Raw genomic sequence first — 8940 nt, 5'->3', positions numbered from 1 at the left:
GGGCAGGCCGAAGCCGGTATGCGCCAGCCAGATGCCGAGATAGGTCTTCGACGGCATGCCGAAGAAAGCGCCGACGCCGTTGTAGAGTTTCAACAGCGGGATCAGCGACATCTGCAATGGCACCACCAGCAAGCCGATGATGACCGCGATCAGCAGCGCCCGGCCGGGAAACCGCATCCAGGCCAGCGCATAGGCGGCAAAGGCGGCGATCAGGATCGGGATGACGGTCGCCGGAATGGTGACGGTCAGGGAATTCATGAAAGACCGTCCGATGCCTTCGGAAAACAGCACGGTTTTGTAATTATCGGTGGTGAATTTCGGCGGCGCCGACGAAGCATAATAGACGCGCTGGCCGCGATCGCCTTCGAACGCTTTCGGGGACTGCATGACGAAGCTGCCGTCGGCATTGAGCTGCAAGGTCACGCCGTCGCCGAGATCGGCTGTGGTGCCGGCGGGATACTGCGTCGGTGCCGCCGATTTGATTCCGAAGGCGCTGATGTCGCGCTTGGTGCCGTCGCCGAAGATATTGCCCTCGAGCACGAACTTGCCGTCCTTCTCGACTTGCGCCGAGGCGGGCGGCAGCCGGCCGGCTTCCGTCTGTGTGGAACTGGCGAACGAGTTCCACCAGCCCGAGGCGATGATCTGGTTCTTGTCGCGCAGCGACGAAACCAGGATGCCAAGGGTCGGTATGGTCCAGATCGCGACGAAGATGAGCACGGCGATGTGGACGCCGAAGCGGCTGGCGAAGGAATTTCCGGTCGCGACGGCCATCTCAATGTCCTCCCGTCTCTTTGTTCGCCTGTCGGATGTTCCAGACCATGATCGGAATGACCGCAATCATGATGATGATGGCGATGGTGGCGCCGCGGCCGAAATCGCCGCCGCCGCGGAACATCCAGTCGAACATCAGATTGGCCAGCACCTGGCTGTTCCACTGGCCGTTGGTCATGGTCAGCACGATGTCGAATACTTTGAGCACCAGAATGGTGATCGTGGTCCAGACCACGGCGATGGTGCCCCAGATCTGCGGCACCATGATCTTCCAGAAGATCTGGAACGGATTGGCGCCGTCGATGACGGCGGCTTCCAGCGTTTCCTCGGGGATGCCGCGCAGGGCGGAAGACAGGATGACCATGGCAAAGCCGGTCTGGATCCAGATCAGGATGATCATCAGGAAGAAATTGTTCCAGAACGGCAGCGATATCCAGACCTGCGGCTGGCCGCCGAAATGCTGGATGATGGCGTTGAGGATGCCGATCTGCGTCTGGCCCTCGCCCCGATACTCGTAGATGAATTTCCAGATCACGCTGGCGCCGACGAAGGAGATCGCCAGCGGCAGGAAGATCAGGCTCTTGGCGATCGTGCCCCACCAGATCTTGTCCGTAAGCACGGCGATGATCAGCCCGAGGAAGGTGCAGGCGGCCGGCACCACCGCCAGCCAGATGATGTTGTTGAGGATCGAGTTGCGGAACTCGCGGTCGCCGAACGCCCATTCATAGTTCGCCAGGCCGACGAAACTGATGCCGCCGCGATCGAGGAACGACAGCCGCAGCGTCTCGACCACCGGATAGATCAGGTAAATGGTGAGGATGATCATCGCCGGGCCGACGAACAGCCATGGGCGGACCAACCCTTGCCGGCGTAGATTGTCGATGGCCGCGGCACCGGCGACGCCGCGTGACGGGAATATCAGGTCGACCAGTTTGTTGGCGCCCCAGAAATAGGCGACGCAACCGCCGACGCCGACGATGATGACGAATATGGCCGAGAAAATCTGAGCCGCCATGGGTCCCTCTCCCCCTGCGCATGACCCGACAAGGAATGACCTTGGTGACGGGGACCAGGCGCCGATTCAGTTGTTTGGAGCGCGTCATCGGCGGCTTGCGCACATTGCCGATCGCGCTTCATGTCAATGCGCTCATGACGAAAGGCTGCGGCACGGGCCGCCGTCGGATCCGGGCCGGTACGGTCCGAATCCAGTGCGAGAATGGTTGGTCGTCTACGTGCCAGCCGTCTACTTGATGGCGTCCCAGCTCTTCTGGATGTCGGTGGCGACGTCCTGTGCCGACTTGCCGCCGACCAGGTCGATCATGCCGGTCCAGAAGGCGCCGGCGCCGATCTTGCCCGGCATCAGGTCGGAACCGTCGAAGCGGAAAGTCGAGGCATTGGCGAGGATTTCGCCCTGTTTCTTCAGCGCGTCGCTGGCATAGGCATCCTTGTTGACCGACTTGAGCGGCGTCACGAAGCCGCCCTCGGCCATCCAGATCTCGTGGGCGAGCGGCATCTTCAGGAATTCGATGAACGCGCGCGCACTCTTGCTGTCCTTGGTGATCATCGCCAGCGTACCGGCGCCGAGCACGGGCGTGCCCAGTTCAGGCTTGGCGGCATAGGGCGGGAAGTAGAAGAAGTCCGCGTCCTGGCCGACCTTGGTGCCTTCCGGGAAGAAGGTCGGAATGAACGATGCCTGGTGGTGCAGGTAGCATTTCGGCGGCACCGAAAAGAGGCCCTTCGGGCTGTCGCGGAAGTCGGTCGCCGCAACCGCCTTGGCGCCGCCGTCGACCATCTTGTCGTCGGTCGCGATCTTGCCGAAAATGTCGATGGCGTTGACCACCGCCGGATCGTTGAACGGGATCTCGTTCTTCACCCATTTGTCGTAGACCTCCGGAGGCTGGGTGCGCAGCATCAGGTCTTCGACCCAGTCGGTTGCCGGCCAGCCGGTGGCACCGCCGGAGCCGAGGCCGATGCACCACGGCTTGCCGCCATCGGCGATGATCTTCTTTTCGAGATCGGCGAGTTCTTCCTGGGTCTTCGGCACCTTGTAGCCGGCTTCCTCGAAATTGTCCGGCGAGTACCAGACCAGCGACTTCACGTCGGCCTTGTAAGGGAAGGCGAAGAAGCCCGGCTTGCCGTCCTTGTCCTTGAAGGTGCCGAGATCGACCCATGACTGGCCGGCGCCGTAATTGTCCTTGACCCATTTGGCGGTGTCGTCACCGAGCGGCGTCAAAAGGCCCTTCGACGCCAGGTCCTGGATGAGGCCCGGCTGCGGCAGCACGGCGATGTTCGGCGGGCTGCCGGCCTGCGTGTCGATGACGATCTGCTGCTCGTAATTCTCCGAGGAGGAGTATTTGATCTCGACGCCGGTGGCTTCCGAGAAATAGTCGAGGACGCCGCGCACCAGGCCTTCGTCCTCGCCGCGCCACGGTCCGAAGATCGACAGCGTTTCACCCTTGAGGTCGACTTTCTTGAGCTCTTCGTAGTTCGCCCAGTTGAAGCGCTTGTCTTCGCCGGGCTTGAACTTCAGTTCGGCCTGCGCGGGCGCGTTCAGGGCGAACGTGGCAAACGCAGCACCCAGCAAAAGCATTTTCTTCATCGGTATTCCTCCCAGTGGGTCTCACACACCGGACGGAACCTCCATTCCGCCCGCCGACGCCGCAGGACTGTGACTCAGTCGGAAAGGAACCGCAACCTTTCGAAGAGTCTTCCAAAGCGCTTTGGCTTTTTCGATCACGCCATTGAATCGCGGGGAAGTCAAGAGGCTGGCGAATCAATCGATTTAGGTTCGCGCATTTTCGCCCTAAAAGTGCGTCGCAGCATGCTATTATGGCAGTGCAGCAGCAATTTTTGTTTCAAACATGCCCAAACCGCGTCTATGGTTGGGCTTCGTATGGCTCGGCCCCGGTGGCACTTGGGTCGATTCAATTTAAAAGCGCTTTGAGGGAATGGAGACTTTCGTGAACCTCAAGCAGCTCGCCCACATGCTGGCACTTTCGCAAACCACGGTAAGCCGCGCGCTGAACGGCTATCCCGAGGTCAACGAGGAGACGCGCAGGCGTGTCATGGATGCCGCCAAGCGCCATGGCTATCGGCCCAACCCGAGCGCGCGCCGGCTGGCGACCGGCAAGACCGGCATGATCGGCTATGTCCTGCCGACCGGTGCGTCCGTCGACATCGATCCGCATTTCGTCGAGTTCCTGTCCGGCCTTGGCGACTATGCCCGCTCGCACGAGCTCGACCTTGTGCTGTCGCCGGCCGACGCCGACGACCAGGAGACGACCTACCGGCGCATCGTCGCCAACCGGCAGGTCGACGCTGTTTATATCTCCTCTCCAAGGCCCGCTGACCGGCGCGTGGCGCTGGTCAACACGCTCGGCATTCCCTTCATCGTCCATGGCCGCAGTGAGGGCTTCGATTTCGACTACGCCTTCACCGACATCGACAATGAGGGCGCCTTCCACGAAGCGGCCAGGCTGCTGATCCAGCTCGGTCATCGGCGGCTGGCGCTGATCAACGGTGACGGCCGCGAGACCTTCGCCATCCATCGCGAACGCGGCGTGCGCCGGGCACTCGCCGCGAGCGGACTGACATTGATCGAACGCCATGTCTGCTCGGTCGATATGACCGAGGAGAACGGCTACCGCGCCACCAGGCGTTTGCTGGAAGGGGACGACGCGCCGACGGCGATCGCCTGCTCCAGCCTGATCATGGCGCTGGGCGTCGTGCGTGCGGTGCGCGACCTCGGCTTGAGCATCCCGGGCGACGTCTCGCTGATCGCCCATGACGATGTCTTCCCCTGGCTGAGGCCGGAGAATTTCTCGGTGCCGCTGTCGACGACGCGTTCATCGATCCGTCTCGCCGGCGCCCGTGTCGCCGAGCGGCTGGCGGCACGGATTTCAGGACTGGAGGAGGGCGCGCGAGGCGAGGTCTGGCCGGTCGACCTGGTGGTGAGAGGGTCAGTCGCCGGTGCGCCGGCGTAGCTGGAGATCAAAGCCATGTGCTCTGCGGGATCGAGTTGAGACGCGACACTCACGCCGCATCAATCTCGCCCGACGCCGGCAGTAGCGAGACCACCGCAAGGGGGCCGGATTCCGACATCTCACGCCGCGGATTTGAGGTGGTCGATGAAGGCGCGCAGCTTCGGCAGGACTTGGCGCTTGCCGGGATGATACAGGAAGACGCCCGGCGTCGTGGCGGCGATGCCGTCCAGCATCGGTTCCAGTTTACCTTCGGCTATCGGAGCTTCAGCGATTGGTCGAGGCGTCTGCGCCAGCCCGACGCCCCGCATCGCGGCCCCGAGCAATGTCGGATAATCGTGCGCTATCAGCGGGCCTGAGAGCATCGCCTCGATCGTCTCGTTGCCGTCGACGAAAGCCCAGGGCGCTATGGCGCCATTCGAACGGCGCAAGCGCAGGCAGGCGTGGTTGCGCAGATCGTCGACGCGTTCGGGGCGGCCGTGGCGTTTGAGATAGTCAGGGCTGCCGACGACCACGAACGAAAACGATGGGGTTAGCCGCACCGCGACCATGTCGACCGCAATGAACTGGCCGAGACGGATGCCGGCATCGAACCCGCCGGCCGCGAGATCGACCATCTCGTCGCTCGCGGCGATCTCCAGCTCGATCTCGGGGTAAGCCCGGCAGAACGACGCGATCATCGGCTCCAGGATCAACGGCACGACAGCGCGGGGCACGGACAGGCGCAGCAGACCGGTCGGCCGTTGGCCGATGTCACGCACGGCCTCGCCGGCCGCGACGAGTTCTTCGAAAGCAGGGCCGGCACGATCGAGGAACCGCTGGCCAGGCTCGGTCAAGCCGACGCTCCGTGTCGTGCGGACGAACAGCGCCGCACCCATGCGTGCCTCCAGCGCGCGCACCGCCTGGCTCACGGCGGACGGTGTCACGCCGAGTTGCGCTGCGGCGCGGCGGAAGTTGCGGTGCCTGGCGACAGCCAGGAACGCCTCGATGCCCTCCAGCGCACCATGTCGGACTGTGTAGTTCTGCTTCATAGGTTGTTGTTATTACGCCGGGTAGTCGAATTATGGAAGTGGGCCTAGGTATGAGCTGAACCTAGGAGACATCATGCGATGACCGATGAACTTGAAGGGGTACGCGACCATTATCGCGCGACGGGCCTGACCGAGCGGCTGAAGACGGTGTTGGCTGCCCTCGGCCCGGAGGACCAGCTCCTCACGCCCCAACAATTGGGCGTTCTCGACCAGTTTCACACCCGTGGGCTAGCTGCCACCGCCGAGCTTGCCCAATTGGCGGGGATCGCTGCCGACATGTCGATACTGGACGTCGGCTCGGGCGTCGGTGGGCCGGCGCGCTTTCTGGCTGCGACCTATGGCTGCCGGGTTACTGGCGTGGATCTCAGCGAGCCTTTCGTGGATGCCGCGCGCTATCTGACCGAGCGCACGGGACAGAGCGGGCAGCTGTCGTTCCAGACCGCCAGCGCATTGGAGCTCCCATTCGACGATGGCCGTTTCGACGCGGTGCTGTTGCAGCACGTGGCGATGAACATCTCTGACCGGACGCTGCTCTACAGCGAGATTCGGCGCGTGCTGAAGCCAGGCGGCAGGTTTGCCACATACGACGTCGTGCTGTCTGGAGGCGAGCCGCACTATCCGCTTCCCTGGGCGAGAACGCCGGCGACGAGCTTTCTCCTAACAGCCGGTGCGACGCGCGAGGCGATCGAACCGGCCAGCTTCCGCATGCTGGCATGGCAAGACGACACCGACGCCGCCAAGGCGTGGTTCGCACAGTTGCGCGCGTCGGGGCCGCCGCCTTCGCCCAATCTCGGCGTGGTGATGGGACCGGACTTCGCTGAGCTTGCGGCCAACCTCGGACGAAATCTTATGCAAGGTCGGCTCGGTATCCTGACCGCAGTGTTCGAGGCCGCATGAACCAATTGTCGAGAGGAGGCCAGATGTCCACCGAAGTCCTATTCCAAATCCATCTTGTTCTGGGCTATGTCGCGTGGCTGCTTTGCTTCGCTACATACGGTTTGCCGTGGCTCAGGTCGATGGACCGGGTCGCGGCGCAGCGCGCTGTTGCCGCTCTGCACAGCTTCCGCTTCTTCGGGCTGGTCTTCCTCGTTCCGGGTGTCGTCAGCCCCGATTTGCCTGCCGGCTTTGCCGTGTTTGCTGCCTACGGCGACCTTGCAACAGGAGTGCTGGCCATGCTGGCGCTGCTCACGGTGAGGATACCTCAGCTCTTCTGGGCGCTCGTCGTCGCCTTCAATCTGGTCGGGACGGTCGACCTCATCGTGGACTATTACCACGCCATCCAGGTCGGCCTCCCCCAGCGTGCGGGCGAACTGGGCGCCACCTACGCGATCCCGATCATCTACGTGCCGCTGCTGATGATCACGCACATCGTCGCGTTCTATTTTCTGGTGCGTCCTCCGCAAGCCGCGGCTTGGACTGTCGCAGACTAGTCCTTTGCCGCCGCCGCCTTGATGTCCAGCAGGCCGTAGCCGAAATCATTGTCGCGTCCCTTGGGGCCGAGATCCCTGGCCGTTGCCGCGAGCGCCTTTTCGATGTCGTCGGCCGAGCGATCGGGCGCGGCATGGATGAGATTGGCGATGGCGCCGCTCACGATCGCCGCGGCAAACGAGGTGCCTGTGACCACATCCGAGCCGGCGCCGCTCGGCGCCACCATCTCGACGCCGGGTGCCGAGATGAAGACATAGGCGCCGCGATTGGCCTGCGGCATCAGCCCGTCCTTGGCATCGGTGGCGGTCACCGCGACGACACCATCGAAGGCGGCCGGATAGCCATAGGGCGCCTTCGGCCCGTTGTTACCGGCTGCGGCGACCAGCACCATGCCGAGCGCGCGGGCATTGCGGCAGGCGACGCCGAGCAAATCGTTCTTCGGCCCGACAAAGCTCATATTGATGATGCGCACGTCCTGTTCCGCCGCCCAGTCGAGCGCCGACAGGATGACGTCCATGGTCGACTTGCCGTCCTCGAAGGCGCGGGCGTGATAGATTTTTGCGCCCGGTGCCATGCCTTCCAGCGCGCCGACGCCGGCGATCAGCCCGTCGATCGACGTGCCGTGATCGCGCTTTTCGATTGGCACGTCGGGCATGGCGTCGAACTGCCCGGCAATGACGCCCGAGAGCGCCGGGTTGGTGTCGTCGATGCCGGTGTCGATCACCGCGATGCGGACGTTTTCTCCGTTGGCCTGCTTGGAATCGAGTGCAATGCGGTCGAACGCATAGTTGACGATGCCGGCGGCCTGCTGCAGCGAATAGACGTGATTGGGCTCGCGCCGCTGGGTGCGGCCGTCGGCGGCCAGTTGCGCCAGCACGACGCCGACGGGCCGGCCGTCGGGAATGCCGAAGCGCACCAGTGTGGTGCCAAGCAGCCGCGACTGGCGCTGCGAGCGCACCTGCAGGCCGAAGGAGGCGGCGATCTGCTGGACAGCGCCGGCATCGCCGTCGACGGTCACCAGCACCTCGTCGGGCACGAAATCGCCAACCACCGCGCGCCGCGGCTGAACGGCAATGAGATCGGTCGGCGAGACGATCGGGCCACCGGGCGGGGGGCCGGCTTGAGTGTCGGCCGGCGGCGTCGCCGGTTCGGGCCGTGGCGTCGGCACAGGGGGCGGGGGCGCCGCCGGGTTGGGAAACAGGTCGACGATCAGGGCCGGCAGGAACACCGCGCCGGATTGCGCCGCATCCGATCCGCCCTCTGTGTCGCTGCCATCCTTGGCGCAGTCGGCGCCTGCCGCATTGGTCCCGTCGCGGCAGTCGATTTTCGTCTGGTCGGGATTGGGATCGTTGGTCTGCGCCGACGCGGGCACGGCGACGATTGTCATCGCCGCCGCAAGCATTGCCGCAAATCGAATGACCGCCTCAGCCGCCATCAACCGGTTTCCTTCCCTCGATCACAGTCTCCGTGAAAGCCTGGGCGGCAACAAGGCCGATTTGCCTGGTGTAGTCGGCTGCGTTGGCAGCCGGGATGCCAAGCCGGAACACGCCGTCGGCGGTCGGTCCGCCGACGATCTTCAGCCCGTTGCTGCCGAGGAAGGCGGAAATGTCCGACATCTTCGCATCCGGCTTGAACTTGACCAGGGCGTACGGCATTTTCGCCAGATCGTCTTGCGCGCCGGCAATCTCGAAATCATTGCCCTTTCCGCCGGGTTCGACAAACGACTGCAC

General features: G+C 63.8%; 8 protein-coding genes and 1 pseudogene. 3 read left to right on the top strand and 6 right to left on the bottom strand.

Going from position 1 to position 8940, the window contains the following annotated elements; all coding sequences use genetic code 11:
* The 3 genes from EN969_RS06660 to EN969_RS06650 all read right to left on the bottom strand — a co-directional run.
* Positions 1-771 (bottom strand): carbohydrate ABC transporter permease (locus tag EN969_RS06660; protein ID WP_164758162.1); only part of this gene is annotated, 771 nt, incomplete at its 3' end.
* 1 nt (position 772) lies between these two features.
* The gene (locus EN969_RS06655; RefSeq protein WP_063169814.1) at positions 773-1786 is read right to left on the bottom strand and encodes a sugar ABC transporter permease; all 1014 of its coding nucleotides are present in this window, start codon (positions 1784-1786) and stop codon (positions 773-775) included.
* Positions 1787-2014: 228 nt separating this feature from the next.
* Positions 2015-3370, bottom strand: coding sequence for an ABC transporter substrate-binding protein (locus EN969_RS06650; protein WP_013528261.1), 1356 nt, complete (start codon positions 3368-3370; stop codon positions 2015-2017).
* Between the two features lie 361 nt (positions 3371-3731).
* Between EN969_RS06650 and EN969_RS06645 the strand changes: the two genes are divergently transcribed.
* The gene (locus EN969_RS06645) at positions 3732-4754 is read left to right on the top strand and encodes a substrate-binding domain-containing protein (RefSeq protein ID WP_013528260.1); all 1023 of its coding nucleotides are present in this window, start codon (positions 3732-3734) and stop codon (positions 4752-4754) included.
* A gap of 119 nt (positions 4755-4873) precedes the next feature.
* On the opposite strand, the gene EN969_RS06640 is transcribed toward EN969_RS06645, so the two are convergent.
* Positions 4874-5782: a LysR family transcriptional regulator gene (locus tag EN969_RS06640; RefSeq protein ID WP_063169815.1), complete on the bottom strand. Its 909-nt coding sequence runs from the start codon at positions 5780-5782 to the stop codon at positions 4874-4876.
* A 78-nt stretch (positions 5783-5860) separates the two neighbouring features.
* On the opposite strand from EN969_RS06640, the gene EN969_RS06635 reads away from it, so the two are divergent.
* Complete coding sequence (locus EN969_RS06635; RefSeq protein WP_063169816.1) at positions 5861-6679, top strand: class I SAM-dependent methyltransferase; 819 nt, start codon at positions 5861-5863, stop codon at positions 6677-6679.
* 23 nt (positions 6680-6702) lie between these two features.
* Positions 6703-7212: a hypothetical protein gene (locus EN969_RS06630; protein WP_013528257.1), complete on the top strand. Its 510-nt coding sequence runs from the start codon at positions 6703-6705 to the stop codon at positions 7210-7212.
* Here the strand turns inward: EN969_RS06630 and EN969_RS06625 are convergent.
* Both EN969_RS06625 and EN969_RS06620 read right to left on the bottom strand, forming a co-directional pair.
* On the bottom strand, positions 7209-8645 hold the full coding sequence (locus tag EN969_RS06625; protein WP_127419036.1) for a S8 family serine peptidase: 1437 nt from the start codon (positions 8643-8645) through the stop codon (positions 7209-7211). The genes EN969_RS06630 and EN969_RS06625 overlap by 4 nt on opposite strands.
* Positions 8635-8940 (bottom strand): annotated as a pseudogene (locus EN969_RS06620) (anti-sigma factor); the annotation flags it as partial. The pseudogene EN969_RS06620 and the gene EN969_RS06625, both read right to left, overlap by 11 nt.

It is taken from the genome of Mesorhizobium sp. M7A.F.Ca.CA.003.01.2.1, assembly GCF_003998945.1.
GTDB classification, from domain to species: Bacteria; Pseudomonadota; Alphaproteobacteria; order Rhizobiales; family Rhizobiaceae; genus Mesorhizobium; species Mesorhizobium ciceri.
Note: the sequence above shows the minus strand (reverse complement) of the source record. Positions and strands in the feature narration are given on the sequence as shown.